The 24,623-nt window shown below is 74.8% G+C and carries 23 protein-coding genes and 2 pseudogenes; 10 read left to right on the forward strand and 15 right to left on the reverse strand.

Annotated elements, in window-relative coordinates; genetic code table 11:
* The first annotated feature begins 724 nt into the window (after positions 1-724).
* The 4 genes from OG689_RS04185 (at position 725) to OG689_RS04200 (ending at position 2,954) form a co-directional block, all read left to right on the forward strand.
* The gene (locus OG689_RS04185; protein WP_266317829.1) at positions 725-1,207 is read left to right on the forward strand and encodes a flavin reductase family protein; all 483 of its coding nucleotides are present in this window, start codon (positions 725-727) and stop codon (positions 1,205-1,207) included.
* 96 nt (positions 1,208-1,303) lie between these two features.
* Positions 1,304-1,660, forward strand: a complete 357-nt coding sequence (locus OG689_RS04190; protein ID WP_266317831.1) for a PRC-barrel domain-containing protein — start codon at positions 1,304-1,306, stop codon at positions 1,658-1,660.
* Between the two features lie 29 nt (positions 1,661-1,689).
* Positions 1,690-1,857 carry a hypothetical protein gene (locus OG689_RS04195; protein ID WP_266317832.1) on the forward strand — a complete coding sequence of 56 codons (168 nt, stop codon included), beginning with the start codon at positions 1,690-1,692 and terminating at the stop codon, positions 1,855-1,857.
* Positions 1,858-2,063: 206 nt separating this feature from the next.
* Positions 2,064-2,954: an alpha/beta fold hydrolase gene (locus OG689_RS04200; RefSeq protein WP_266317833.1), complete on the forward strand. Its 891-nt coding sequence runs from the start codon at positions 2,064-2,066 to the stop codon at positions 2,952-2,954.
* 129 nt (positions 2,955-3,083) lie between these two features.
* Here the strand turns inward: OG689_RS04200 and OG689_RS04205 are convergent, their stop codons facing one another.
* Positions 3,084-3,521, reverse strand: coding sequence for a VOC family protein (locus OG689_RS04205; RefSeq protein WP_266317834.1), 438 nt, complete (start codon positions 3,519-3,521; stop codon positions 3,084-3,086).
* 356 nt (positions 3,522-3,877) lie between these two features.
* Here OG689_RS04205 and OG689_RS04210 point away from each other — a divergent pair, with 356 nt between their 5' ends.
* The gene (locus tag OG689_RS04210) at positions 3,878-4,672 is read left to right on the forward strand and encodes a hypothetical protein (RefSeq protein WP_266317836.1); all 795 of its coding nucleotides are present in this window, start codon (positions 3,878-3,880) and stop codon (positions 4,670-4,672) included.
* Between the two features lie 65 nt (positions 4,673-4,737).
* Here the strand turns inward: OG689_RS04210 and OG689_RS04215 are convergent, their stop codons facing one another.
* Positions 4,738-5,562, reverse strand: a complete 825-nt coding sequence (locus OG689_RS04215; protein ID WP_266317837.1) for an EamA family transporter — start codon at positions 5,560-5,562, stop codon at positions 4,738-4,740.
* A 116-nt stretch (positions 5,563-5,678) separates the two neighbouring features.
* Between OG689_RS04215 and OG689_RS04220 the strand changes: the two genes are divergently transcribed.
* Complete coding sequence (locus tag OG689_RS04220) at positions 5,679-6,263, forward strand: XRE family transcriptional regulator (RefSeq protein ID WP_266317839.1); 585 nt, start codon at positions 5,679-5,681, stop codon at positions 6,261-6,263.
* 147 nt (positions 6,264-6,410) lie between these two features.
* Here OG689_RS04220 and OG689_RS04225 read toward each other — a convergent pair whose 3' ends face one another.
* The 3 genes from OG689_RS04225 to OG689_RS04235 form a co-directional block, all read right to left on the reverse strand.
* Entirely contained in the window at positions 6,411-6,821 is a 411-nt protein-coding gene (locus OG689_RS04225; protein ID WP_266317840.1) for a VOC family protein, read from the reverse strand.
* A gap of 411 nt (positions 6,822-7,232) precedes the next feature.
* Positions 7,233-7,760 (reverse strand): hypothetical protein, encoded by a 528-nt coding sequence (locus tag OG689_RS04230; RefSeq protein ID WP_266317841.1) that lies wholly within the window; start codon positions 7,758-7,760, stop codon positions 7,233-7,235.
* A 135-nt stretch (positions 7,761-7,895) separates the two neighbouring features.
* A complete protein-coding gene (locus OG689_RS04235; RefSeq protein WP_266317843.1) occupies positions 7,896-10,340 on the reverse strand; it encodes a SpoIIE family protein phosphatase in 2,445 nt (814 codons plus the stop codon).
* Positions 10,341-10,574: 234 nt separating this feature from the next.
* On the opposite strand from OG689_RS04235, the gene OG689_RS04240 reads away from it, so the two are divergent.
* Together OG689_RS04240 and OG689_RS04245 are read left to right on the forward strand one after the other, a co-directional pair.
* Positions 10,575-11,399, forward strand: coding sequence for a DUF1963 domain-containing protein (locus tag OG689_RS04240; RefSeq protein WP_266317844.1), 825 nt, complete (start codon positions 10,575-10,577; stop codon positions 11,397-11,399).
* 89 nt (positions 11,400-11,488) lie between these two features.
* Entirely contained in the window at positions 11,489-12,127 is a 639-nt protein-coding gene (locus OG689_RS04245) for a LysE family translocator (RefSeq protein WP_266317845.1), read from the forward strand.
* A gap of 64 nt (positions 12,128-12,191) precedes the next feature.
* Here the strand turns inward: OG689_RS04245 and OG689_RS04250 are convergent, their stop codons facing one another.
* From OG689_RS04250 to OG689_RS04280, 7 genes and pseudogenes are all read right to left on the reverse strand, one after another.
* A complete protein-coding gene (locus tag OG689_RS04250; protein WP_266317847.1) occupies positions 12,192-12,515 on the reverse strand; it encodes a plasmid stabilization protein in 324 nt (107 codons plus the stop codon).
* A gap of 451 nt (positions 12,516-12,966) precedes the next feature.
* Positions 12,967-13,419: pseudogene (locus OG689_RS04255) on the reverse strand (SRPBCC family protein); the annotation flags it as partial.
* A gap of 130 nt (positions 13,420-13,549) precedes the next feature.
* Positions 13,550-13,843, reverse strand: coding sequence for a WhiB family transcriptional regulator (locus OG689_RS04260; RefSeq protein WP_266317848.1), 294 nt, complete (start codon positions 13,841-13,843; stop codon positions 13,550-13,552).
* Between the two features lie 206 nt (positions 13,844-14,049).
* Positions 14,050-14,895 (reverse strand): YhjD/YihY/BrkB family envelope integrity protein, encoded by an 846-nt coding sequence (locus tag OG689_RS04265; protein ID WP_266317849.1) that lies wholly within the window; start codon positions 14,893-14,895, stop codon positions 14,050-14,052.
* A gap of 99 nt (positions 14,896-14,994) precedes the next feature.
* Positions 14,995-15,897, reverse strand: coding sequence for a phosphatase PAP2 family protein (locus tag OG689_RS04270; RefSeq protein ID WP_266317850.1), 903 nt, complete (start codon positions 15,895-15,897; stop codon positions 14,995-14,997).
* A gap of 9 nt (positions 15,898-15,906) precedes the next feature.
* A complete protein-coding gene (locus tag OG689_RS04275) occupies positions 15,907-16,905 on the reverse strand; it encodes a YihY/virulence factor BrkB family protein (protein ID WP_266317851.1) in 999 nt (332 codons plus the stop codon).
* Entirely contained in the window at positions 16,905-18,542 is a 1,638-nt protein-coding gene (locus tag OG689_RS04280; protein WP_266317852.1) for a diacylglycerol kinase family protein, read from the reverse strand. The genes OG689_RS04275 and OG689_RS04280 overlap by 1 nt, the downstream gene beginning before the upstream one ends.
* A 367-nt stretch (positions 18,543-18,909) precedes the next feature.
* Here OG689_RS04280 and OG689_RS04285 point away from each other — a divergent pair, with 367 nt between their 5' ends.
* Entirely contained in the window at positions 18,910-19,086 is a 177-nt protein-coding gene (locus OG689_RS04285) for a hypothetical protein (RefSeq protein WP_266317853.1), read from the forward strand.
* A gap of 259 nt (positions 19,087-19,345) precedes the next feature.
* On the opposite strand, the gene OG689_RS04290 is transcribed toward OG689_RS04285, so the two are convergent.
* The 3 genes and pseudogenes from OG689_RS04290 to OG689_RS04300 form a co-directional block, all read right to left on the reverse strand.
* Positions 19,346-19,789: a DoxX family protein gene (locus OG689_RS04290; protein ID WP_266317854.1), complete on the reverse strand. Its 444-nt coding sequence runs from the start codon at positions 19,787-19,789 to the stop codon at positions 19,346-19,348.
* 185 nt (positions 19,790-19,974) lie between these two features.
* Entirely contained in the window at positions 19,975-21,762 is a 1,788-nt protein-coding gene (locus OG689_RS04295; protein ID WP_266317855.1) for a thiamine pyrophosphate-requiring protein, read from the reverse strand.
* 427 nt (positions 21,763-22,189) lie between these two features.
* Positions 22,190-23,539: pseudogene (locus OG689_RS04300) on the reverse strand (anti-sigma factor antagonist); the annotation flags it as partial.
* A 440-nt stretch (positions 23,540-23,979) separates the two neighbouring features.
* Here OG689_RS04300 and OG689_RS04305 point away from each other — a divergent pair.
* Positions 23,980-24,507, forward strand: coding sequence for a histidine phosphatase family protein (locus OG689_RS04305; RefSeq protein ID WP_266317857.1), 528 nt, complete (start codon positions 23,980-23,982; stop codon positions 24,505-24,507).
* Positions 24,508-24,623 lie beyond the last annotated feature (116 nt).

Genomic DNA, 24,623 nt, shown 5'->3' on the forward strand with positions numbered 1-24,623 from the left:
CGGGTCGGCCGCATCGTACGCCGGCCTCCGACAGTCCTGGCCCGGCCCGGTCACCCGCGGGACGCAGGTCGTCCGACGGCATGCGTGCCTCTCCCGTAGCGGGGCGGGGCGGCCCGCCAGGAGCGCCGGGGCAGGCCGGTGGGCTGGTCCGGCGCCGCAGGTGGCAGGCCGCTCCGCCCCGGCCGGGCCGCTCGCCCGGGGCACGGTCGGTCACCCGCGGTGGAACGGGGGTGCCCTGCCGTGCGTTTGTCCGCGACACCGGCGGCCAAGCATGCCGGCGGGGTCCGGTTCCGTCCCCCGCGCGGGCGGACGGCCGCTCGCGGGTGCCCGGCTGTTTCGCGTCGGCGGACCTGGGCAGACGCGCAGCGCGCGTGAAGCAGCGCGCGTGAAGCAGCGCACGCGAAGCAGCGCACGCGAAGCAGCGCGCGTGAAGCAGCGCACGCGAAGCAGCGCACGCGAAGGGCGAGCGAGCCATGGACGACACCCTCCAAGGGCGGTTCCGGCGGCGTGCCGGACCAGCAGGACCACGGCAACGACGACCGGTCCGGGACGTCCGAGCCGGACCGCGACGTGCCGACCGGGACAGGCCGGACCGCCCCGAGGCCGATCAGGACGAGGGCGCGGCGCGTCCGGCCGACGAATGACGCCCGGACACCCCGACGAAATGGACACCCCGGACGACGCGCGGCCCCGGGCCGGCCCGCTGCACGCACCTGGAGGGACCGTGGAAAACCAGTTCGGCACCTTCACCGCCCTGTTGGACCATCCGGTCTACGTGGTCACCGCGGCGGCCGGTGGTGATCTCGCCGGATGCCTGGCGGGCTTCGCCGGGCAGTGCTCGATCGACCCGGCCCGGTTCGTGGTGTGGATCTCCAAGGCGAACCATACCTACGGGGTCGCGGCACGCAGCGACGCCCTCGCCGTCCACCTGATCCCACGCGACAAGCATGAGCTGGCCGAACGCTTCGGCGGCCGGAGCGGCGACAGCGTCGACAAGTTCGAGGACGTCGTCTGGGCGCCGGGCCCGGCCGGGGTCCCCCTCCTGGCGGAGGCGGAGGCCTGGTTCGTCGGCCGGGTGCTCGACCGCGCCGACTGGGGCGACCATGTCGGCTTCCTCCTCGCCCCGGTCAGCACCCGCGCACCGGAGGCCACCGCCAGCCTGGCCCTGCACGACGTCAAGGACATCGACGCCGGCCACCCGGCCTGACGCCCTCCGGGGCCGCCCGCCGGCGCACCCTCGGTGGCCGGTAGGGCGCAGGTGGCCGCAGGATGGAAGGCAATGCCCGTTGATCGGAGGCCGCACATGATCCAGACCGCCGACATCCGCGAATGGCGTGATCACGACGTCGTCGACCAGGACGGCAAGAAGATCGGAATCCTGGAGTCGGTGTACGTGAACACGTCCACCGACGCTCCGTCGTTCGCCACCGTCACCGTCGGCCTGCCGACCCGGCACCGTCTGGTGTTCGTTCCGCTGGACGGGGCGCTCGTCGGTCCCGGCTACGTCAAGGTCGCGTTCGGGAAGGGCGTCGTGAAGGACGCGCCCTCGATCGACATGGACGGGGTGCTCACCGCCGAGCAGGAGCCCGAGGTGTTCGCCCACTACAAGCTGGAGTACGCGCCGGGCGCGGGCGGCGAACGCCAACTCGCCCGCCGCTGAACGCCGCTGAATTCCGGAGGTGGACCGCCGTGGCCTGGCTGCTGTTCCTGGTCCTCGCCGCCGTCGTGCTCGGGATTCTCGGCGCGACGGTCAAGGGCCTGTTCTATCTGCTCGTCGTCGGCATCCTGGTCTTCGCCTGTGCCCTGCTGTTCGGCGCCGCGCGCCTGCGCCGAACCGGACGGCGCCCCACCCGTTGAGGCCCCGGCCTTCGCCGGCCGCGCCGACCGGGGCGCGAACCACGTCGCGAGGTGCCGCCCAAGGTCGACGGGGGAAGGGCGGAGGGCGGGTGACGGCCGCCGACACCCGGCGCCGTGAACCGTCACGGGAGGCAGCCGGGCGGCTCGTCGCCGCCGAGGCACCAGCCGCCCGGGCGCCACGGGACTGGAGAGGAGGAGAGTCGGCGATGGCCGAGCGCATGGTCGGGACGGACGGCATCGAGCTGTGCACCGAGTCCTTCGGCGACCGGTCGGCCCCGCCCGTCCTGCTCGTCATGGGCCTGGGGGCCTCGATGCTCTGGTGGGAGGAGGGCTTCTGCCGGATGCTCGCCGAGGGCGGGCGCTTCGTGATCCGCTACGACCACCGCGACACCGGCCGATCGACCACCTACGAGCCGGGCCGCCCCGGGTACACCGCGGCGGACCTGGCCCGGGACGCCGTCGGGGTGCTCGACGCGTACGGGATCCCGTCGGCGCACATCGTGGGTGTCTCGGCCGGCGGGGCGCTGGCGCAACTGCTCGCGCTCGACCACGCCGGCCGGGTCCGCTCACTCGTTCTGATCAGCACCTCCGCCGCCGTACCCGGTGACCGCGAACTGCCCCCACCGACCGGGGAGTTCGTCCGGTTGGTCGCGGCCACGCCGGCCGATCCCCCGGGCGCCGACCCGGTGCTCGAACAGCAGGTGGCCTACGCACGCCTGCTCGCGGGAGGCAGGCGGCAGTTCGACGAGGCCGCCGCCCGCAGCCTGGTCCGGCGCGACATCGAGCGCGCCTACGACTTCGGCGCGGCCCGCAACCACGACTCGCTCCCGGACGGCGGGCTCCCCCGAGCGCCCCTGTGCTCGATCACCGTGCCCACGCTGGTGATCCACGGGACGGCCGATCCGATGTTCCCGCTCCCCCACGGCGAGGCCCTCGCGGAGCAGATCCCCGGGGCGAAGCTGCTGGCTCTGCGGGACGCCGGCCACGGGGTCGACCGGGCCGACTGGGCGACGATCGTCCCCGCGATCCTCCGACACAGCGCCGGCGACAGCACCCCGGGCAGCTCGGACGTCCGGCCTTCACCGGCCGCGGACTGATCCAGGCCGTGCCCGGCGGTGATCGCCGAAGGCCTGTGCCACGGCCACGGGGGCCGAAGGGCTGCGCCGGTACCGCCACGGGGGCCGAGGGGCGCACCGCCGACTCACGGGGTGGGCGCTCGCGGTCACTCAGTCGAGGCAGAACTCGTTGCCCTCGACGTCCTCCATCAGCAGGCACGACTCGTTGACGCCGTCGGCCAGCAGAATGCGCACGCGGTTCGCTCCGAGCACGACCAGCCGTGCGCATTCGGCCTCAAGTGCGGCCACCCGCTCGTCGCCCACCAGACCGACGCCGACCCGCACGTCGAGATGCACCCGGTTCTTGACGACCTTGCCCTCGGGAACGCGCTGGAAGTACAGCCGGGGTCCCCCTCCTGAGGGATCGGCGCACGAGGCGGAGGCCGGCCCCTGATGATCGGGCGGCGCCGCGCGGTCGAAGTCCTCCCAGCCGGCGAACCCGTCCGGCGGCGGCGGTACGACATACCCCAGCACCTGGGACCAGAAACGGGCCACGCGCAGGGGTTCCGCGCAGTCGAAGGTGATTTGGACCTGCTTGATCGACGCCATCGGTCCATCCTATTGGCGGGGTCTTCGTCGCCCCCACGGGCCCACCTGGTGGCCGATCGAGGCGCATGCGGCCGACTCCTGGCGGCCACGCGGGCGTTGGCGGGCAATCCACCCCTGCCCGACCTGCTCGGGAGCGATGCCGGCATCGTCCGGGTCATGGGTCCAGTGGGAACGACCCGGAACCGGAAAGCCCGACGCAGAGCGCACTCATGACGCCGGAGCGCGGCAGGGTAGCAACCCGGACGGCCGGCGGTGGGCCATTTCGCCGAGATGGCAAGGGCTTCGTCGCCCTTCTGCCAGCGTGGTCGTCTCCCCGGGGCGTCGACGCCGCGCCCCCTCGGCCGTGGAAGGGTCCCTTGAAGTACTGCCCGACATGCCGACGCCACGTCAACGGTGCCATCTCCTGCCCCGGTTGCGGGATCGCGTCCAACGCCCTGCCGGACGCCGCCCCGGAGCCCGTCCCCACGGTGACGGTCCGGCTGCTGCCACCGCGCTCCCCCGCCCGGCCGTCCCGCGCCGGCGGCCACCGCCCGCTCGGCCTCCCGGCGCCCGCCGGTACGACGGCCGGGCCCGGTCGGCGATCGGCGCGCGAACCCGGCCTGCTGCCGGCCCTGCTGGCCACCTGCGTCGGCGCCGTGGTCCTGCTGGTGATCACGGGTGCGGGCTCGGGATCCGCGCCGCCCCGCTCGTCCGTCCTGAGCGCGCCGATCGGCGGCGACGCGATCCGGACCGAGCCACCGGGCCCAGGTGCACGGCTACCGCTCCAGGCGCTCGTCGCGGAGCCGCTGCCGGACGAGGGTGACGCGGCCCGGACGAACACCACCACGGCGTACCCCGGTCCGGCCGCGCGGCCCGGTGGCGTCACCGGCCCGGCCGAGGTCCCCGCAGCCGGCGGCCCGGCCCACCCGGGCCCGTCGCAGCTGCCCGGCGCGGCGCCCGCCGATCCGCCGCGGCCGCCCGCGCCTTCGGCGGGGGTGGAGCGGTCCGAGCCGACTGCTCCCCCGTCCGCACCCTCCTCGCGGCCGCCGGCGCCGGCCCCCGCTCCGGTCGAGCCCTCGACCCCGGGCGCGACCCCGCCTGCCGGGACCGGCGCGTCCCCCACCGCCGCGCCGAGCTGCCTGGTCCGCGTCCTGTTCGTCTGCCTGTCCTGAGTCCTCCGGCGGGGGCAGCAGCCGTGTGCCCGGGTGCCTCGGAGCCGGGACGGAGCGGTGCCCGGTCAGGCCAGGGCGAGGCAGCTGACCGCGACGGCGGCGGTGGCCAGGCCGATGAGCTGGCCGCGGTGGACGCGCTCGCCGAGGACGGCGCGGGCGAGCAGGACCGTCCCGGCGGGGTAGAGGGCGGTGATCACGGCGACCACGGTGAGGTCCCCGCTGCGGGAGGCGAGCAGGAACAGCAGGTTGGCCACCGAGTCCAGGGCGCCGGCGGCCGCCGACATCGCGTACGCGGGCCGCTCGGAGCCCAGCCTGCGGTACATCAGCCCCGCCGCGGCCAGGGTGACGGCCGAGGAGACCGCCCGGCCGACGATCAGCGGAGCCACGCCGCTGTCCGCGGGTGCCTGGTGCAGGAAGATCAGCTGGAGGGCGATGGCGGCGCCCGCGCCGAGGGCCAGCAGCAGCGCGGTACGGGTGGGGCGAGCGGAGCCGGCTCCCGCGCCGGCGCTGATCAGCACCACCGCGACGAGGGCGAGCGGCAGGCCGACCAGTCCGGCGGCGCCCAGGTGCTCGCCCTGCAGCAGCCCCACACCGACGGGGAGGGCGGCGGACACCAGGGCGGTCACCGGCGACAGCACGTTCATCGGGCCCATCGCCAGCGTGCTGTAGAGCAGGGCGAAGGCCGCGGCCGAGGCGGCGCCCCAGCCGACGGCCCCCGCGCTGAACGTGGCGCCGAGGAAGGGCCACAGCAGCAGTTCGACCGCGAGGCTGGCCGGGGCCGCGATCAGCACGGTCCGCAGCACATGGGCCTTCCGGGCCCCGAGGCCGCCGAGGAAGTCGGCGCACCCGTAGGCGAGTGAGCTGCCCAGGGCCAGCAGAAGAGCGATCACGGGTCATCCCTTACTATTCAACGGAACGACCAGTAGGTACAACAGATCGACCGAATGACCCAATGGAACGACCGCACGGTGCATTCAAATGGTCCATGGGAAGGGAAGGTGATCAGGTGACCGAGACAGCCGCGACCCTGCGGACGGTCGCGCAGAACGTCCGGGCGGCCCGCATCCGGGCGGGCCTGTCCCTGGAGGAGCTCGGCCGGCGCGCCCAGGTCAGCAAGGACGCCCTGGTCGGGCTGGAGAAGGCCCAGGGCAATCCCAACCTGGCCACCCTGGTCCGCCTCGCCGACACCCTCGGGATCTCGGTGTCGGCGCTGATGCAGGGACGCCCCGAGGGCCGGGTCCGCGTCGTGGCCGCCGACTCCGTGGCCCCCCTGTGGACCGGGGAGCACGGCGGCGAGGCGCGGCTCATGCTGACGACCTCGGGCCCGGCCCCCGTCGAGGTCTGGCGCTGGCAACTGGCGCCCGGCGACGAGTACTCCAGCCACCCCCACCAGGCCGGCGTGGTGGAAACCGTCAGCGTCACCGCCGGCCGGATGACCCTGGTCGTCGACGGCACCGAGCACACGGTCGAAGCCGGGCGGACCGCCACCTTCGACGGCGACGCCCCCCACACCTATCGCGGCTCGGGCACGGAGACCTGCCACCTGACCATGACCGTCCACCTGCCGCCCGGCCCCGGCATCGCGCCCTGACCCGCACGGCACCCAGCACAGGAGCACCCCGTCCGGGGTGACCTCGGAACTCGGCGGCGCACGCCGATCGGTCCGTCGCCCCGCCGGCCCCTGCCGGGGGGAACGGCCGGCATCCGAGCACGGCCGCACCTCCCCACTCCCGCGGCCCTACACGTCGGCCGCGCCCGGCGCGTCGGGAGCGGCGATCTCCCAGATGTGGCCGCCCGGATCGCGGAAGCTCGCCGTGCGGACACCCCACGCCCGGTCCACCGGTCCGTTGAGCAGGCCGACGCCTCGCTCGACCAGGCGCCGGCACACCTGGTCCACGTCCGTGACCCCCAGGGTGAACTGCGCGCGCACGCCGCGGTCCGGGGAGGCGACGGGGGCGGGAGCCACGAGCTCGGGGGCCGAGGCGACCGCCAGCAGGTTGACCATGGTCCCGCCGAACAGGAAGACGGCCGAGTTCTCGTCCTCGAAGTGGACGGGGAGTTCGAACACGTCCCGATAGAACTCCTTGGCCTTCGCCAGATCCTCCACGAACAGGGTGACGGCTTGGATCTCTCCGGGCCACGCAACCATGGCGGGGCTTCCTTCCACGACGAGGACAACGACTTCGGTCACGCCGATGCTCACACAAGGGACTGACATCCCGGCCGCAGGGTCGTCGGTGCCCTGGCGGTCGTCGGTGCCCTGGCGGCCGACGGACAGCAGGAAGACCCTGTTCTTCGCCTCCCGGCGCACCCGCTGACGGACCTTCGGCTGCCCACCACTCGCGGATCAACCGTTCGACCCTGGCGGCGTCGGGCCCGGGGACGGGAGCGTCGACGCGCGGTCCGCCCACGGCCACGGGGCCTCAGGGCCACGGGGCTTCAGGGCCTCGGGGCTTCACGGCCTCGGCCCGGCGCCGGACGGTGCGCGCAGGGATCGCCTCGCTGTCAGCCGTCCCGTACCCGCACCCGCACCGCTCGCGTGCTCACCGCATCGCTGTGCTCACGGGAAGTACAGTGACGCCTTTTCCAGGACGTGCCCCGTGAACATCCCGCCCCACGCGACGCCACCCCGGTACATGATGGTCCGGGCGGCCCCGGGCGGCACCGTCTCCACGGTGATCGGTCGGCCGAGCAGGGTGGTCCCCAGGAGCCGGGCGTCCGCCGCGGCCCACTGCGCCGCGGACGGCTGGACGCTGCCGCTGACCAGGGCCGGCAGGACGGTCGCCGCGTTGCGGGCGCCGGGCAGACCACTGCGGATGCTCTTGGCGAAGTCCATCGCCCACCCCGTGAAGTCCCTCAGCGAGGCCGCGTCGATCTCGGGGACGGCGGCGGCGAGGACGAACAGCTCGGTCTTGGTGCCGAACCAGCGTGCCTTACGGTCCGATCGGCTGCCGACCACCACGGGACGGCCACGCCAGCCGGCCGTGCTGACGTGGCAGCCGTCGACCCTCAGCCGCTCGCCGAGCCCCTCCAGATACCTGCCGGCCGCGTCGATCGGCGATGACCCGTTCGTCTGCTGCTGTGTCATGCCGTAGATCCTGCAACGCCGGTACGACATCGCGAAAGGCCGACGGAGCATCAGGCCGCGGCACGAGGGCGTCCCGCGGGCGACGCATCCCGTCCGCCGCTGCCCGATGTCGCTGCGTCGCCCCTTCGGCGGGCGTCAGTTCAACCGCAGGCCGACGACACAGGTGTCGTCCCGAGGGTTCGGCGCCTTGAGCCTGCGCAGCACGTGGTCCAGGCAGCCGTCGATGCCCGGCACCCGGTAGTCCTCCACGGCCCGGGCGAGGCGGTCGAGACCGAGCGCCAGATCCTCGCCGCGCCGCTCGATCAGGCCGTCGGTGAAAAGCAGCACCAGGTCCTGCGGTTCCAGCCGCAGGACCGTGCTGCGGTACACGCCGTGCGGGACGGCGCCGAGCACCGGGCCCGGCAGCAGCTCCAGGTAGCGGGCCGCGCCCTCGTGCGCCAGCAGCGGCGGCAGGTGCCCGGCCCGGGCCCAGGTCAGGGTGCGGGCCGCCGGGTCGAGCAGGCCGCAGACGGCGGTGGCGATGAAGCCGCCGCCGAGGTGGCAGAGCATCTGGTTGAGCCGCTCCAGCAGCCGCGCCGGCTCGGCGCCGGTGAAGGCCATGCCGCGCAGCGCGTCCCGGACCTGGGCCATGCCGGCGGCCGCCCGCAGGCCGTGCCCGGAGACGTCGCCGACGACGATCAGTACCGTGCCGTCGGGCAGCGTCAGGGCGTCGTACCAGTCACCGCCGATCTTGGCCTCGGTCTCGGCCGGCAGGTAGCGGGCGGCGACCTCCAGGCCGGGCGTGGGCGGGCCGGCCGCCGCGTCCATCAGCGCGTGCTGCAGCGCCAGGACGGCCCGGTGCTCGTCGGCGGTCCGGCGGACCTGCTCGGCGAGCCGCGACCGGGTGGCGACCAGCGCCTCCTCGGTGCGCCGCCAGGCGGTGACGTCCTGGACCACGCCGCGCACCGCCAGCACCGGGCTCCCGGGAATCGGTCCGGGCACGGCCTCGGCCATCGCCCGGACCCTGCGGCCGACGCCGTCGGGGCGGACGATCCGGAACTCCAGCGCGGCGGCCCGCTCCCCGTCCAGCAACTGCCGCGCCGCCCGGCGCACCGCCTGCCGGTCACCGGGCGCGACCGCCGACTCGGCCTCGGCCGCGGTGAGGCAGCCGCGCCGGGCCGGGCGGGGCAGCCCGAGCAGGCGGAACACCTCGGGCGAGCAGTCGAACCGGTCGTCGGCCACCCGCCACTGCCAGGTGCCGAGGCCGGCCAGCCGCTGGGCCTGCACGAGCTGGGTCTCCCGGCGCTCCTGCTCGTCGTGGGTGCGCCAGCTGACCAGCACGCCGTCCAGGAACGGTGTGGCCCGCAAGGTCATGGTGGAGCCGTGCACGGCCCCACCGACCACCTCGACGAACTGTTCGGCCGCGCCGAGGTACGGCTCCCTGGTGACGGCGACCTCGATCAGCTGCCGGACGGTGCCGGAGGCCACCATCCCGGGGTACAGCTCGCCGAGCAGCCGGCCGGTGAGGGCCGCTCCGGTGCGGCCGGCGAGGTCGACGGTGGCGGCGTTGGCGTGCACCACCCGCAGGTCGGTCACCGTCCCGCCGGTCGCCGTGCCGTCGGCCCCCCGGACGGCGTGCAGGATGAGCACCGGGTCGAGCAGCGCGTCCAGCACGGCCTGGAACCACGGCTCGCCGGCGGGGAACGGCGCTCCGCCGCCCTCCGGGCTCAGCGCGAGCACCCGCAGCAGCTCGCCGGCGCAGAGCCGGGCCAGGGCGGAGAGGTGCCGTCGGAGGTGGGCGGTCGGGGTGCAGGTACCCGGCCAGCCCAGTTTGATCGCGCCGATCAGTTGCTCACCGGTGCGCAGCGGCAGCGCGCAGACGGTGTCGCCGGGGACGAGGTCCTGGCCGGTCAGGTCGGGGTACCGCCGGGTGAACTCGCCCCGGCCGTGCACCCAGACGGTGGCGCCGCGGCGTGCCGCGTCGGTCAGCGGCAGGGACATCTGCGGGGGGATCCGCTGCCACTGGCTGAGCTGGTGGGCGGGCACCCCGTTACTGGCCACCAGTCGCAGGGCGCCGTCGGGTTCCAGCCGGGTGACGGCGAGCGCGCCGACGCCGAGCGGGGCCAGCGCCGTCTCCATGAGGAGGGCGGCGAGTTCGTCGGGGGATTCGGCGGAGGACAGCGCCGAGGCGGCCACGTGGTAGCGGGCGGCGAACTCACCTGCCGAGGGGTCGCCCCGCCCGGGTGGGGCCGGGACGAGGACGTGGTCCTCCACCCGGCGGACCCGGGCCCTCGGGGCGGTCGGCGGCCCGACCACCGCAGGAGGTTCGTCGGCCGCCGGGGGACGTTCGTCCGCCTCCGGCGGTGCGACCGAACCCACCAGGTCGGCGGCGAGGTCGACCAGTTTGCGGTTGGCGTCCTGGGACAGTCGGGTGAGGTGCTCGAACGCCTGGTCGGGCGAGCAGCCGAGCCGCTCCACCAGGATGCCCTTGGCCTGCTCGATCACCGCGCGGGTACGCATCGCCCGGCGCTGGCCCTCCACCTCGGCGCGCAGCCGGTCGATGGTGGCCTGCAAGGCGCTCTCCGGGCCCGTCTCCGGCATGCTCCCCCTCTTCGGCCGCTCGTCCGCCAGGGTCTGGGTCCAGGGTAGGCCGGGAACACGCCGCCGTCCGGACGACCATGGTCCGGAGCAGCCGCCGGGACCGCCGCAGGCACGGGACGCGGCCGCCACGGACGCGCACGGCGCACCGGGACGACCGCGGCGGAGCAGTCGGAGGGGGAATCCCCCGGCCGAGGTCTCGCCGGGCGGCATCCGCGCCAGCACTAGCCTGTGGGCATGACCCGCCACACGCCCTCGCGCCCTGTCGACGTCGAGAAGCTCTTCCCCGAGGTGCTGCCCTTCCGCAGGGAGAGCGTACGGCTGCACCCCTGTGCGGGCGAGCCCACGTACCGGGACAGCTCGGTGGGCGGTCCGCTGCTGTGGCCGGCCGACGAGGAGTGGCCGCTGTGCCCCGAACACGAAGGCTCCCCGATGGTGCCGGTCGTGCAGATCCACCGCGGCGACGTTCCCGACCTGGTGCCGTTCCCCGTCGGGTGCGACCTCCTCCAGGTCCTGTGGTGCCCACGGACCCACCGCGACCACGGCTGGGTGGTTCCGCACGTCCGTTGGCGCCGGGCGGGCGCGGTCGGGACGCGGCTGGGGACGCCGCCGGGCCCGGCCGAGCAGGAGGCCGACTACGTCCCGCGTCCGTGCGTGGTCCATCCCGAGCGGGTGACGGAGTACCCCTCCTGGGACCTCCGGGAGGACATCTGGGACGCGTTGGAGGACCGGTTCCTGGCACTGGACGAGGAGAGGGGCTGGGACTACCAGCGGCACCTCTCCACCGCGCCGGGCACCAAACTCGTCGGCTACCCCGGCTGGAGCCAGGACCCGGACTGGCCGGACTGCGCCGGCTGCGGGAAGCGGATGGAGCATCTGCTGACGGTGCGGAGCACCGAGGCCGACGCGATCTCCCGGCATGCCTGGACCCCGGTCGAGGAGGACGCCGGAACGCCCTACCAGGGTCCGGGCCTGGTGCTGGGCGACCTCGGCGGTGTGTACCTCTTCGAGTGCCACGACTGCCCCGGGCGTCCCTTCGCCCACCGCTACGACTGCTCGTGACCGGGGCCGCGCGGCGACGACGCCACGGCCGCCCCCGGGATCCGGGGGGGCGGCAGCGGCCCCGCCCCCGGGGCATAGGTTGAGGTTCCATGGCACCGAGCACCGCTCTGTGGTCCTTCGCCCTGGTGGTGGGACTGCTGACCCTGACACCCGGCCTCGACACCGCGCTGGTCCTGCGCACCTCGGCCCTCGGCCATCGCCGCCGGGCCTGGGGTGTCGTCCTCGGCATCCAGACCGGAACCCTGCTCTGGGGCGCCCTGACCTCGGTGGGCGTGACGGCGCTGCTGACGGCCTCGCAGGTCGCCTACACGGCTCTGCGCTGGGCCGGCGCCGCCTACCTGGTGTGGACGGGGGTCCGGATGCTGCGCGCCACCTTCGGGAACGGGCCCGCGCCCGAGGCGGCCGCGCCCGACTCCCGTCCCGCACCGGACACGGCGCGCGGCGGCTGGCGTCAGGGGACGCTGACCAACCTGCTCAACCCCAAGATGGGCGCGTTCTACGTGGCCCTGCTGCCGCAGTTCATCCCGCCGGGGACGAACCACGTCGCGATGGGCCTGCTGCTCACCTCGGTCCACATCGCGCTGGGCCTGGTCTGGTCGAGTGTGCTCATCGCCTGCGCCCGGGCCCTGCGCGGCCGGCTGAGCAGGCCGAGCGCGCGCCGGCTGCTGGACCGCGTCACCGGCACGGTCGTCGCCGCCTTCGGCATCCGCCTCGCCTTCGGCGACTGACCGGCGTCGCCGGACGGCCGCGGCCGCCCGTCCGCGGCGACGGCCGCGCCCGTGACGCCGGGTGTCAGTGCCCGAGGACCTCGGCGAGCTGCTTCTTGTTCATCTTCGAGCGGCCCTTGACGTTGCGCTGCCGTGCCTCGTTGTAGAGCTGGTCGAAGGTCGGGCCCTGGGAGCCGGAGTGGGAGCGCAGCCCGCCACGGCGACCGGAGGAGATGTCCTCGACGGACGAGCGGCTGGCCGTCCTGGACTCGCCGTGCCGGGCCCGCTCCTTGTTCACGGTCCGGGCGGCGATCTCCTTCGCACGTTCGGGGCTCTCGCCGCGCTCCTCGGCGCTCTCCTTGATGTGCTCGTACTGTCGTTCCCGCTTCGGGCTCGATCCACGTGGCATCGCGGGCCTCCTGGGTCGTCGGTCGGTTCGGCGGACGTCTGCCCGCCCCGGGCCGCTCGACCCGCGACGGGCCGGGCGGTGGCTGATGTCACGATCCTCGACCTCGCCGGACCGGCGCGCCGGTGGGCCGCGCCCACCTGGCGCAGACACGGTGCCCAGCACGAGGGCGACGGCTGCGGCGGCGGGCGGACGGGGCCACTGCAAACACGTCGGCCGCGGTGACCGGTGCTGTTCCTGCACCTCGCAGCAGCTCCACGAGCTCGGAGCAGGCCCGGTCACCGGCCTCGTCCGAGGGGCGGCGAGGCGTCCGGGCGGGTCAGCCGTGCCGCATGTCGTCCGGGTCCGCGGGCGGCGGTGCGCCCTCCCCGGTCATCCGGCTCCCGGGTCGCTCGCGGACCGGCGCGTCTCCGGCGCCCACGGTGCCGCCGGCCGATGCGGCCGGGCTGCCGTCAGGCGCCAGGCGTCCGCGCCAGCCGCCGCTCTCATGGCCCCGCTGCTCGATGAAGCCCTTGAACCGCTTGAGGTCGCCCTTGACCTGCCGGTCCAGGACGCCGAGCAGGTCGCCCGCCTTCTCGGCCAGGCTGTGCGGCTCGAAGTCCATAGCCAGGCTCACCCTCGTCCGGGCGTCGTCCAGGCGCTGGAAGGTCACGATGCCCAGCTGCCGGACGTCACCGCCCACCGTGCGCCAGGAGATCCGCTCGTCGGGGAGCTGGTCGACGATCTCGGTGTAGAACTCGCGGCGCGCGCCGGCGACCTTGGTCGTCCACCGGGCGTGCCGGTCGTCCGTCTGGTGGACCGCCTCCACCCCCTCCATGAAGCTCGGAAAGTCCTCGAACTGCGTCCACTGGTTGTAGACGCTGTGCAGCGGGACGTCCACGTCGATGGACTCCTTCACCCTGCTCACCACAGTCTCCTTCCGGATCGACAGGCTCGGACTTCGCTGTCAAGGGCGCGCCTGCCCCGCTTCGGTGCGGCCAATCACCCGGCCTCGCAGGAGCGGTCCCCGGACGGACCCGGCGACCACGGCGCGGCGGTCACGCCGCCCGCGCGGCGCGGGCACGGCCCAGCAGAGCGGCCCGTTCGCCCTCGGACAGTCCGCCCCACACCCCGTACGGCTCCCGCACCGCCAGGGCGTGCCGGAGGCACTGCGTACGGACGGGGCAGCCCTGGCAGATCTTCTTCGCCTCCTCCTCGCGGTCGTCGTGGGCCTGGCCGCGCTCGCCGAAGGGATGGAAGAACAGGCTGGTGTCGACGGCCCGGCAGGCCGCGGCGAGCTGCCAGTTCCAGTGGTGGTCGAAGGCGCCCGGCAGGCGCTTGAGGTCGGTCATGGGGTTCTCACCTCGGCTGGACGGAGACGGGAGGGCGGGGCCGCCCGGGGCCGGTGGGGAACACCCGAAGGGGCCCGCGGGTGGGGGCAGTCGGCCGCCCGTCCTGCGAGGAGGGTCCGCCCGGCGGCTCCCGAACCGGCTCCCCGGCCGCCTGCCCGCTTTCCCCCGACCCACTCGCGCCCGTCCGCCCGTTCTCCCCCGTCGGCTCACGACGGCGGCACGTCCGACGGAGGACCGGCCCCGCGCCCCATGACCGCGCGTCCGGCGAGCGCCCCGCCGTAGATGGTGTAGCCCACGCCGATCAGCCAGGACTGGACGACGAGGACGGCGCCGACGGTGCCGTAGGAGACGGCGTTGGAGACCAGCAGCGGCGCGAGCACCAGGCGTGAGAAGTACCGCAGTCCGGCCAGCGCGGCCATGGTGGCCACCGCTCCGGGCAGCAGCCGCAGCCACGGCACCCGCGAGCCGAGCAGCAGGTGCTGCAGCCACCAGAACAGCAGCAGGCCGCCGAGCAGGGTGGCGGTGAGGCGCAGCGCGGGCTGGGCGGGACTGTGCCGCCACGGGCTGCCGCTCCAGGCGGCGACGAGGATGTAGGCGGTCAGCCCGGCGAGGCCGAGCGCCTGGCGCCAGACCGAGTGCCAGGGGCTGCGGTCGAGCTGCCAGATGCGCTCGTAGACGGTCTGGACGGAGGCCATCAGGGAGATGCCGAAGACCGTCAGGGCGGCGATGCCGAAGCCGGTGGTGGTGCTGAGGATCTGGCCCCGGGAGGCGAACAGGCCGCGGGTCGCCTCGGCGCCGCGCCCGGTCAGCCCCAGGCCGTCGGTGATCCACTGGCTGATGCCGCTGCCATGGGTGGGCGAGGCGGCGGCGATGACGATCAGCAGGGGCACCAGGGTGACGAAGAACAGGGCCGCGAAGGCCATCGAACGCTGCAGCAGCTCCACCGTGCAGCCCTGCTTCCAGACCTCCCGGACGACGGCGGTCGCGCTGCGCCGCCCGGGCGCGGCGGCCGGCCCGGCCGTGTCCGGTTCGTGCTCGCGCTCCGCAGTCACCGTAGCCTCCACACCTCGGCCCCGTCCTCGCTGCTACCCCGGCCAGGCCGACGCAGTCGGCGGGAGCCTCTCCCCCGGGCGGGCGGCGGCGGTCCACGGCTACCGGTGGGCGTGGCCGCCCGCCGCACGGGCCGGCGACTCGTCCTGGTCCGTGGCGAGTTCGGGTTCCAGACCCTCCGGGAGCGCCGGCACCCGCAGCCCGCTCTCCCGGCGCCAGGTGTCGAACGCCCAGGCGGTGGCGGCGACCAGGGCGAGCCCGAGCAGCCAGCCGCCGAGGACGTCGCTGACCCAGTGCACACCGAGGGCGATCCGGGTCAGCCCCGTCCCGAGGACGGTCACCGCTGCCAGCGTCCAGGCCGCCGGGCGGGCCCGCCGGGGCACCACCGGCAGCAGGACGAGCAGCAGGATCGCGCACGAGGTCATGGCGGTCATGGCGTGCCCCGACGGGAACGAGAAGCCGGGTGCGTGGGCGACCGGGTCGGGCAGTCGGGGCCGGACCCGGCCCACCGCCTCCTTGACCAGCAGGCCGGTCAGGCCGGCGGCCAGCTCGGTGAGGGCCGCCCACAGGGCCAGCCGCCAGGCCCGCCGCAGGAGCAGCCAGCCCACGGCGGCGGCGACCAGCAGGCGCATGGTGACCGGGTCCCACGGCCCGTCGGTCAGGGTCCGCGCCGCCTCCAGCAGGAGCGGGTGCTGGCGGACGCTCTCGTTCAGGCGCGCAGCTGCGCCGGCGTCCAGCTCGCGCAGCGGCTCCCAGCCGGCCTCGATCAGCACCAGCAGGACGGCGGTCGGCACGGCCGCCACCGCGAAGGCGACGACGGCGGCGAGGAGGCGGCTGCCGAAGCGCCGGTCGGCGCGGCGCGGGGAGAACCGGCGCCGGTGGAGGCCGCGGATCGGCGCGGGACTTCCGGGCGGCGCCGGACTGCCGGGCGGCGCCGGACTGCCGGGCGGCGCCGGACTGCGGACGCGGTGGAGGCCCTGGTGCGGCTCCTGGTCGGGTGTCATCGGCCCCGCCTACCCGCGACCTGCCGGGTCATCCCCGGGGTCGTCCGGTCCTGCCGACGCCTCGGGGTCGGGTCGTACGGGCTCCTGGACGCCCGTCCGGTCGGCCTCCAGCTGCGCGGCGAAGGCGATCCCGAGCAGCAGGGCGATCGCGGTCAGGTACGCCCACATCAGCAGGGAGACGATCACACTGAGCGGTCCGTACACCGCGTCGACGGAGTTGCTGACCCGCAGGTACAGGCTGAACAGTCCGGTCAGTCCGACCCACAGCACCAGGTACACGGCGGCGCCGAAGGCGAGCCAGCTGTGGCCCGGCTGCTCCCGGCGCGGCGCCCGGTGGAAGATCACGCTCGCGGACAGCAGCGCGAGGACGATGCCCACCGGCCAGCGCAGCACCGCCCAGGCCAGGGCGGCCCGGTGACCGCCCGGGCCGCCCGCCTCGGCGACCGAGGCGGCGATCTCCCCGCCCGCCACCAGCAGGACGAACCCGAGGCCGAGCGGCAGGCCGGCCAGCACGGCCATCAGCAGCCCGCGCGCGTACTTGCGGTGGAAGGGCCGGTCGCGCTCGATGCCGTAGATCCGGTTGGCGCCGCGCTCGATCTGGCACATCGCGGTGGCCACGTTGACCAGCGAGAACAGCGCGCCGCCCCACAGGGCGACGCTGCCGCCGTCCCCCGCGCGCTCGCGGCTGCGCCGCAGCACCTCGCCGACCAGTTCGGAGCTGGGGCCCGCGGTGAGCCGGGCGATGGTCAGCTCGGTGACCCGGCCGAGCCACTGGGTGTGCAGCACCGAGGACAGGCCGACCACGGCGATCGCGAACGGCACGAGGGCCAGCACGGTCTGGAAGGCGAGGGCCCGCGCGTGGCTGAAGCCGTCGGCGTAGCGGAAACGCAGGAAGGCGTCCCTGAGCAGCTGCCACCGTCCGTACGCGCGCAGGGTCGTGACGGCCTCGTCGGCGGAGAGCTCCCCCCGGGGGCCGCCCTTGCGCCCGACCCGGGTGGCCGTCCCCATCAGTTGCCCCCTTCGGCCCGGACCGTCCCGCTGCCGACCCGGTGCCGCTCGGCGGCCGGCGGTACGTGGACCAGCAGCGCGGCGGGCCGCACGTCCAGCCTCAGCGTCCGGCCCGCGGGCAGGGACTCCCCGTCGAGCTCACGGGGTTGGTCCCGGTCGGCGGTGATCAGGATCCGGCGGGCCCGGAAGTGCTCGAACGGCGCCTCCTGGTCGGCGGACCCGCCGCGGACCCGTCCGGTGAGCAGCCGCGCCGCCGCTTCCGGCCAGCCGGTCAGGCCGCGGGGATGGACGAGGACGAGGTCGAGCACGCCGTCGTCCGGCCGGGCGTCGGGCAGCAGCCGGATCCCGCCCTGGAGCGCACCGACGTTGCCGACCACCGCCATCGCGGCCCGCCGGTGGACGGGCGGCGCCTCGTCCAGCGTGACGGTGAGCCGCATCCGCCGGTCTCGCAGGTGGCGGACCAGCGGAGGCAGGTAGGCGGGCCACCCGTAGCGGTCCTTGGCACTGCGGTGGGTGTCCGCCATCGTGGCGGCGTCCAGGCCGATGCCGGCCATCGCGCTGACCGTCGTGGGGCTGATGCCGTCCCCGTCGGCCAGGGCGAGGTCGATCCACCGGGGCTCGCCGCCGAGGGCCTCCGCCAGGGCCCGCGCGGGGTCCGAGGGCAGGCCCAGATTGCGGGCCAGCAGGTTCCCGGTGCCGCAGGGGACGATCGCGAGCGCGACGCCCGTCCCCGCGAGGGCGTGCGCGCAGGCCGTCACGGTGCCGTCGCCGCCGCAGGCCACCACCAGGTCCGCCCCGGCCTCGACGGCGCGCGCGGCGGCGCCCCGGCCGGGGTCCTCCGCGCTGGTGGCGGCGTGGACCGGCGCCGGGCAGCCGTGCTCGGCGAGGACGCGGCCGATCCGGTCGAGGGTGTCGACGTCGACCAGCAAGGGGTTGAACACCACCACGACCGACCGTCCGCCCGGCGGTCGGCGGGGGCCGGCGGCGGCCGTGGACCGCCCGCGGTCGCCGAGGAAGGCCCGCCACATCACCAGGAGCACGACGACGCCGTTCACCAGCCCCGCCAGGACGTCGGACGGGTGGTGCATCCCGCGGTACAGCCGGCCGGCCGCGACCAGCACGGGCAGCACCGCCGCCAGGGCGCACAGCGGCAGTCGGAGCGGGCCTCGCAGCCGCAGGGCGGCGAGGACGGCCAGCGCGCCGTACAGCGCGACGGCCGCGCCCACGTGGCCGGACGGGAAGCTGGAGGTCGGCGGCGCGGCGTCGAGCTGCGGAGCGGTCGGCCGGGGCCGGTCCACACCCATGGTGACCAGCAGGAACACCGCGGACTGGGCGGCCACCGCGCCACCGAGGAAGGCCGCTTCCCGCCACCCTGCCCGCAGCAGCAGCGCGAGCACCGCGACCGCCGCGACGGTCACCACGGCCCCGGTGCCGGCCAGCACCGAGAGCCAGGAGGTGACGGTGTCCAGCACGGGGACGCGGTTCGCGGCCAGCCGGTCGGTCACCGCGTTCTCCCCCGGACGCCAGAGGTGCAGCGGCGGGTGGGTGATGGTGAGGCCGACCAGCACCATGAGGAGCGTCTGGAGCAGCAGCGGCGGCGCGATCCGGCGGAGCAGGTGGTTGACCCCTGTTGTCATGCGCCTCGTGTGCCCGGGCGCGGGCACTTCATCCGCCCGGCCGACGACGGGGTGGGGGAATCAGGCAGCTTGCGACCGGCCCGGCCCTCGGTGTTGGAGTACGACTCGAAGGAGCAGCGGGTGTCCCGCCCCCACTCCTCGCCGGTGATCCGCTCGAACGCGTGGTCCGGTGTGCAGAGCGTCGGGCGGTCGGCAGCGCGGCGTGACGTCCAGCCGTCGGCGGCCCGACCGACCCGCATCCGGCAGCGGCGGTCAGGAGCTGCGCCCGTACCCGATCGATCCCTTTCAGGACTGCTGGTCGGGACATTCGATCGGGAAGTGGGGGCAGGCGGACCGGGACACGAACTCTCGTCCCAGGAGTCTTCTCATGATCGTGTTCGCTCTGCTGACACCTCCGGCGCTGCTCGCCGCGGTGGTCCTGCTGGCCCGCTTCGAGGAGCGGGTGTTCACCCGGCCCCGAACGTCGCAGCCGCCCCGGCTGAAGCTGGTCGTCGAGGAACCCGGGACGCCCGGCGTGGAACTCCCGGCCCGGCGGGCGGCCTGACCACCGCGCCACGCCTGGTCGAGGCGGTCGCCGGCGCCGCGCGCTGTCGAGGCGCTCGTCGGCCCCCGCCGCTGCGTCGCGTCGAGCAGGCCGGCCCCGAAGGCGCTCCGGTGCCGCCCGCCGCCGCGCCCGGCGGGAGGAGCTCCTGCTCCCGGCGGGAGGAGCTCCTGCGCGACGACGAAGCCGTCCTGGTGCAGCCCGCCCGCCCGGGCCCGGCGGGCGGGCAGGGAGCAGCACGGTCACGCCCGCCCGGCGTTCGTCAGCCCCGGTGCAGCCGGTGCCGGGCGCGCCAGGCCAGCGACGGCTCCGCCCCGGAGTCGGCGGCCGCGATGAGCAGCCCGCCGAACAGGGAGAGGTTCTTCAGGAAGTGGATGCGCTGCTCGGCGCGCCGCGCCTCGTCCTTCTCCTCCCAGAAGCGGTGGCCCGCCCAGGTGACCGGCACCAGGGTGGCGGCCAGGGCGAGGGCGGCCGGGCGTGGGAGGCGACCGGTGGCGAGCAGCGCGCCGGCGGCCACCTGGACGGCGGCGTTGACCCGGATCGCGGTGTCGGTCTGCTGCGGGGCGGCGGGTACGTGGTCGGCCAGGGTGTCGACGACCGGCTCGGCCAGGGGCTCCAGGGGGCGGGGGTTCAGCAGGGCGTCGGCGCCGCTGTGGAGGAACACCGAGGCGAGCATCGGTCGGGCACAGGCTCTCAGGATGGACATGTCCCGCGTCTTTCCGGATCGCCGGCGGCCAATCAGCGGCGGCGCCCCCCGGGCCGGCCGACCGCGCGGGGGGCGCCGACGGCGGACGGGTTGCTGCCCCGGGGGTCAACGGCCCCGGGGCTTCGGCCCGGTCGCGAGGTCGCGCCCGGGCCGGCCCTTCCGAGGGGGTGTCCGGCCCGTTCGGCTCACTCCTTGCCGTTTCCCGGCAGGAACTCCTGGATCTTCGCCTTGAGGCCCTGCTTCAGCATCGAAGCGCGGTCGCTGTCGCCGTGCACGACCGCCGAGGCGGCGGCGGTGATCTGGTCGAGCGTGGCGTGCGGCGGGATCGGCGGCACCGCCGGGTCGGTCCGGAAGTCGATGACGTACGGCCGGTCCGAGGCGAGGGCCTGCCGCCACACCGGCTCCACCTCCGCCGGGTCCTCCACCCGGGTTCCGTAGAGCCCGAGTTGGACGGCGAAGTTGGCGTAGCGGACGTCCGGGAGGCGCTGTGAGGGCTCGAACTGCGGGGCGCCCTGCATGGCCCGCATCTCCCAGGTGACCTGGTTGAGGTCCCGGTTGTTCAGGACGGCGACGATCAGGCGTGGGTCGGTCCACTGCCGGTAGTACTTGGCGACGGTGATCAGTTCGGCGAGGCCGTTCATCTGCATCGCGCCGTCCCCGACGATCGCGACGGCGGGGCGGTCCGGATGGGCGAACTTGGCCCCGATCAGGTACGGGACGCCGGGGCCCATGGTGGCCAGGGTGCCCGACAGGGAGCCGCGCATGGTGCCGCGCATCCGCAGGTGCCGGGCGTACCAGTTGGCGGCGGAGCCGGAGTCCGCGGCGATCATGACGTTCTCGGGCAGCAGGGCATCGAGGGCGTGCACCACCTGCTCGGGGTTGAGCGGGTCGGCGGTGACGGCGGCGCGGCGCTCCATCACCTCCCACCACCGGGCGGTGTTCTCCTCGACGGTCTCCCGCCAGCTCCGGTCCTCCTTTCGGTCCAGCAGGGGCAGCAGCCGCTTCAGGGTCTCGGCGGCGTCCCCCACCACGTTCAGCTCGAAGGGGTACCGCAGCCCGACCATCGACGGGTCGACGTCGATCTGCACCGCCCTGGCCCTGCCGAACTCGGGCAGGAACTGCGAGTAGGGGAAGCTGGAGCCGATCACCAGCAGGGTGTCGCAGTCCCGCATCAGCTCGTACGAAGCACGGGTGCCGAGCAGGCCGATCGCACCCGTGACGTACGGGAGCGTGTCCGGCAGCACGTCCTTGCCGAGCAGCGCCTTCGCCACTCCGGCCCCGAGGGTCTCGGCGAGCTGCTCGACCTCGGGGCGGGCGTGCCGCGCGCCCTGGCCGACGAGGACGGCCACCTTCTCACCGGAGTTGAGGATCTCGGCGCAGCGTACGAGGTCCCCGTCGGAGGGCACGGGCGCGTAGCGGCCCACACCGAGGCTGGAGGGCACCATTTTGAAGGCATGGGCCGGCGGCCGGTGTTCCAGTTCCTGGACGTCCGCGGGGACGATCACCGCTGTCACCGTCCGGCTCGTCGCGGCGATGCGCATCGCGCGGTCGAGCACGTTCGGCAGCTGCTCGGGGACGGTGACCATTTCGCAGTAGGCCGAGGCGACGTCCTTGTACAGCGACAGCAGGTCGACCTCCTGCTGGTAGGAGCCGCCCATCGCACTGCGGTCGGTCTGCCCGACGATCGCGACCACCGGTACATGGTCGAGCTTGGCGTCGTACAGGCCGTTCAACAGGTGGATCGCCCCCGGGCCGGAGGTCGCCGCGCACACCCCCGTCCGGCCGGAGAACTTCGCGTAGCCGACCGCCTGGAAGGCGGCCGTCTCCTCGTGCCGCGCCTGCACGAACTGCGGCTTGTCGTCGGCCCGGCCCCAGGCTGCGAGCAGGCCGTTGATGCCGTCGCCCGGATAGGCGAAGACCTGCTCGACGTCCCACTGCCGCAGGCGTTCCAGGATGTAGTCCGAGACCTTCATCTGCGCGGCTCCGTTCGCGAATGCGGCTCGTCCACGGGCCGCGGCGGCTCTTCGCCCCTCCGTCTGACCCGTCCGCGCGGCCCGAAACACAGGCCTCGGCGGGCTGCCGCCGCGCGGGCGTGCCGGTGGTGGTTCGAGGAGACGGGTGGGCTCGGCGTTGCCACTTCGGCGACGACCGGGAGGGGCCGGCCCGTGGTGGTGCTCCCGGGACACCGGGCCGCGGAGGGCGTGCACCCGACGCCGGCCGGTCACGCCGCACCTGCGGCGGCCTGGCTGCGCCTCGCCGGGTGACCGGACCGGGAACGGCGATCCGGCGCCACCCGGCCCCGGAGGCACCTGCGGCCGGGCGCGGCCGACACGGCTACGTCGGGAGGGCGTCCGGCCAGCCGACGCGGACCTGCGGGAGCCCGACGGACACCTCGGCGTCGACGGCGAAGACCCGGTCGATGCCGGTGATCTCCAACAGCCGGGCCACGGGCCGCGACAGCCCGGCGAGCCGGACCACCGTCCCCTGGTGCCCGGCCTCGCTCCGGGCGCGCAGCAAGGTGGTGAGGCCGGAGGAGTCGCAGAAGGTGACGGCGGCGAGGTCGAGGTCCAGCGTCGAGGGGGCCGGCCGGCCGGCCAGGACGCGGCGTACCGCGGCGGCCAGCCGGGGTGCGCCGTCGTGGTCGAGCTCGCCGGCCACTTCCAGGACGGCCCCGGCCGGGGTCGTGCGAGCGGTGACGGCGAGGACGGGCTCGGTCGTGGTCATCGGCTGCTCCCCCAGTCTCATGTTGTGGACATGACCATTATGCGGCGGTGCGCCAAGGCTACACACCGCCGCACACCCCCTGGCGCGGCCGTCCGCGGGACGGACGGGAGGCCCCCTACGGGCCTGCGGCCCTCGCCTCGGACCGGACGTACGGCCGCGATCGCGGCCGAGGCCCCGGCCTGTCGGGGTAGGGGCCGCTCGAATTGCGATGCCCTGCCCGATCGACTCGCGGGCCTTGTTCGAGCGAATGCCGGTGATGTCGTCGACGAGTTCGGCGGTCATCAGCGACTCCATCAGGCCGACCAGCGCCATCGCGAGCGCATAGGGCGCGACGGTCGTCAGGGTCTCCAGGGTGAACGGCACGTCCGGCAGCCCGGGCACCGGGAGCGAGGACGGCAGCGCACCCTTGTCCCCGACGGTCGGCACCGCGATGCCCGCGGCAAGCGTGATCACGGTCAGGACGACGATGGAGACCAGCGGCGCCGGGACCACCCGGGTGACCTTCGGGAAGAACACCATCAGCGCCAGACCGGCGGCGACCAGCGGATGGACGGCCCACGGCACGTGCGTCCTCTCGGGGACCTGCGCCATGAAGATCAGGATCGCCAGCGAGTTGACGAACCCGACCGTCACCGACCGGGGCACGAAGCACATCAGCTTCGCCACCCCGAGCGCGCCGAGCACGATCTGGAAGACGCCCGCGAGGATGACCGCGGCGACCAGGTGGCCGAAGCCGTGCTCACGGTTCAGCGGCCCGATCACCAGCGCCACCGCACCGGTCGCTGCGGAGATCATCGCCCGCCGCCCGCCGACGACCGAGATCGTCACGGCCATGGTGAAGGAGGCGAACAGGCCGATCCTGGGGTCGACCCCGGCGATGATCGAGAACGAGATCGCCTCCGGGATCAGCGCGAGCGCCACGACCAGGCCGGCCAGCACCTCGGTGCGCCAGACCTTCGGATCGGAGAGCCGGTCAGGCCTGGGAGCGCGCAGGCGCGCGGCCGGGAACGCGGCGGGAGAGGACAAGGCAGGAACCTGTCGTGCTCGGAGCACGCCGGCTGTGGGCCGGGCGCACTGGAGAAAGGCGGGGGCGCCGGGCGGCACCCGCGCAGCGGCCCCGCGAGACGCCGGGGCGAAGGCACACCTGGGACGGGGCGGAGCCCGCGCGAGCGCGCCCGCTTCAGCCTCGGGGGCGAAGCGTCACGGCGGGCAGGCGGCGGCGGGGGGCGTCAGAAGCTCGCGCACGCATCTCTCCCGCAGAAAGTCGGATCTTCGCCGGGGGCGGCATCGGCCCCGACACGGCGAACGGCAGGGGCACGACAGGGCGCCACCGGCACGGCAACTCGACCCGAACGACAGGGGGAGACCGGCGGCGCCCGGGAGGGCCGATGTGATCGTCGCCGGGCGGCCCGGGCGGGTCCGCCGGTATTCTCAGGGCGCGCAGGCACCACCGTGGGAGGGCCGGGATGAGCGAAGGATCGACCCGCAGGATCGTTCTGCTGCGGCATGCGAAGGCGGACCCGAAACACCTGACCGAGCACCCGGACCACGAACGGCCGCTGACCGCACGCGGCAGGTCGGACGCACCCCGTACCGGCCGGTGGCTGGCCCGATCGGGCCTGGCCCTGGACCAGGTCCTGGTCTCGACCTCGGTACGCACCCGGGAGACCTGGGAGCTGACGGCCGCCGAACTGACCGGCCCGCCGCCCGCCGACTTCGAGCCGCGCCTCTACCGGGCCGGCGCCGACGAACTCCGCGCCCTGCTCGAACAGCTCCCGGCCGACGCCGCCACGGTGCTGGTGGTCGGCCACAACCCGGGAATCCGGGACCTGGCGGGCAGTCTCGCCGGCCACGGGCCCGAGGAGGTGCGAAAGCGCCTGGACGACTCCGGCTTCCACACCGCCGGCATCGCCGTCCTGAGCTTCGCCGGCTCCTGGGCGGACCTCGGGGCCGGCCCGGCGCGCCTCGACGCCTACTGGTCCCCGCGCCTCTGACGGCCGGTGAGTCAGGGGGCGGCGCGAACGGCAGGTGTGGGACCCGAGGTCCAGGGCAGGCGCAGCGACGAGAACGCGTCGCACCCGGGAGCAGCCCGAGCGGCGCCGCAACGCGA

This window comes from Kitasatospora sp. NBC_00240, assembly GCF_026342405.1.
GTDB lineage: Bacteria > Actinomycetota > Actinomycetes > Streptomycetales > Streptomycetaceae > Kitasatospora.

What these genes read in the sequence shown, in the direction of transcription:
- OG689_RS04285 (WP_266317853.1), top strand. Translation starts at nt 18,910, where the DNA reads ATGATCGTGTTCGCTCTGCTGACACCTCCGGCGCTGCTCGCCGCGGTG.
- OG689_RS04290 (WP_266317854.1), bottom strand. Translation starts at nt 19,789, where the DNA reads ATGTCCATCCTGAGAGCCTGTGCCCGACCGATGCTCGCCTCGGTGTTC.
- OG689_RS04270 (WP_266317850.1), bottom strand. Translation starts at nt 15,897, where the DNA reads ATGACACCCGACCAGGAGCCGCACCAGGGCCTCCACCGCGTCCGCAGT.
- OG689_RS04230 (WP_266317841.1), bottom strand. Translation starts at nt 7,760, where the DNA reads ATGACACAGCAGCAGACGAACGGGTCATCGCCGATCGACGCGGCCGGC.
- OG689_RS04305 (WP_266317857.1), top strand. Translation starts at nt 23,980, where the DNA reads ATGAGCGAAGGATCGACCCGCAGGATCGTTCTGCTGCGGCATGCGAAG.
- OG689_RS04235 (WP_266317843.1), bottom strand. Translation starts at nt 10,340, where the DNA reads ATGCCGGAGACGGGCCCGGAGAGCGCCTTGCAGGCCACCATCGACCGG.
- OG689_RS04295 (WP_266317855.1), bottom strand. Translation starts at nt 21,762, where the DNA reads ATGAAGGTCTCGGACTACATCCTGGAACGCCTGCGGCAGTGGGACGTC.
- OG689_RS04260 (WP_266317848.1), bottom strand. Translation starts at nt 13,843, where the DNA reads ATGACCGACCTCAAGCGCCTGCCGGGCGCCTTCGACCACCACTGGAAC.
- OG689_RS04200 (WP_266317833.1), top strand. Translation starts at nt 2,064, where the DNA reads ATGGCCGAGCGCATGGTCGGGACGGACGGCATCGAGCTGTGCACCGAG.
- OG689_RS04275 (WP_266317851.1), bottom strand. Translation starts at nt 16,905, where the DNA reads ATGGGGACGGCCACCCGGGTCGGGCGCAAGGGCGGCCCCCGGGGGGAG.
- OG689_RS04240 (WP_266317844.1), top strand. Translation starts at nt 10,575, where the DNA reads ATGACCCGCCACACGCCCTCGCGCCCTGTCGACGTCGAGAAGCTCTTC.
- OG689_RS04250 (WP_266317847.1), bottom strand. Translation starts at nt 12,515, where the DNA reads ATGCCACGTGGATCGAGCCCGAAGCGGGAACGACAGTACGAGCACATC.
- OG689_RS04190 (WP_266317831.1), top strand. Translation starts at nt 1,304, where the DNA reads ATGATCCAGACCGCCGACATCCGCGAATGGCGTGATCACGACGTCGTC.
- OG689_RS04225 (WP_266317840.1), bottom strand. Translation starts at nt 6,821, where the DNA reads ATGGTTGCGTGGCCCGGAGAGATCCAAGCCGTCACCCTGTTCGTGGAG.
- OG689_RS04280 (WP_266317852.1), bottom strand. Translation starts at nt 18,542, where the DNA reads ATGACAACAGGGGTCAACCACCTGCTCCGCCGGATCGCGCCGCCGCTG.
- OG689_RS04205 (WP_266317834.1), bottom strand. Translation starts at nt 3,521, where the DNA reads ATGGCGTCGATCAAGCAGGTCCAAATCACCTTCGACTGCGCGGAACCC.
- OG689_RS04245 (WP_266317845.1), top strand. Translation starts at nt 11,489, where the DNA reads ATGGCACCGAGCACCGCTCTGTGGTCCTTCGCCCTGGTGGTGGGACTG.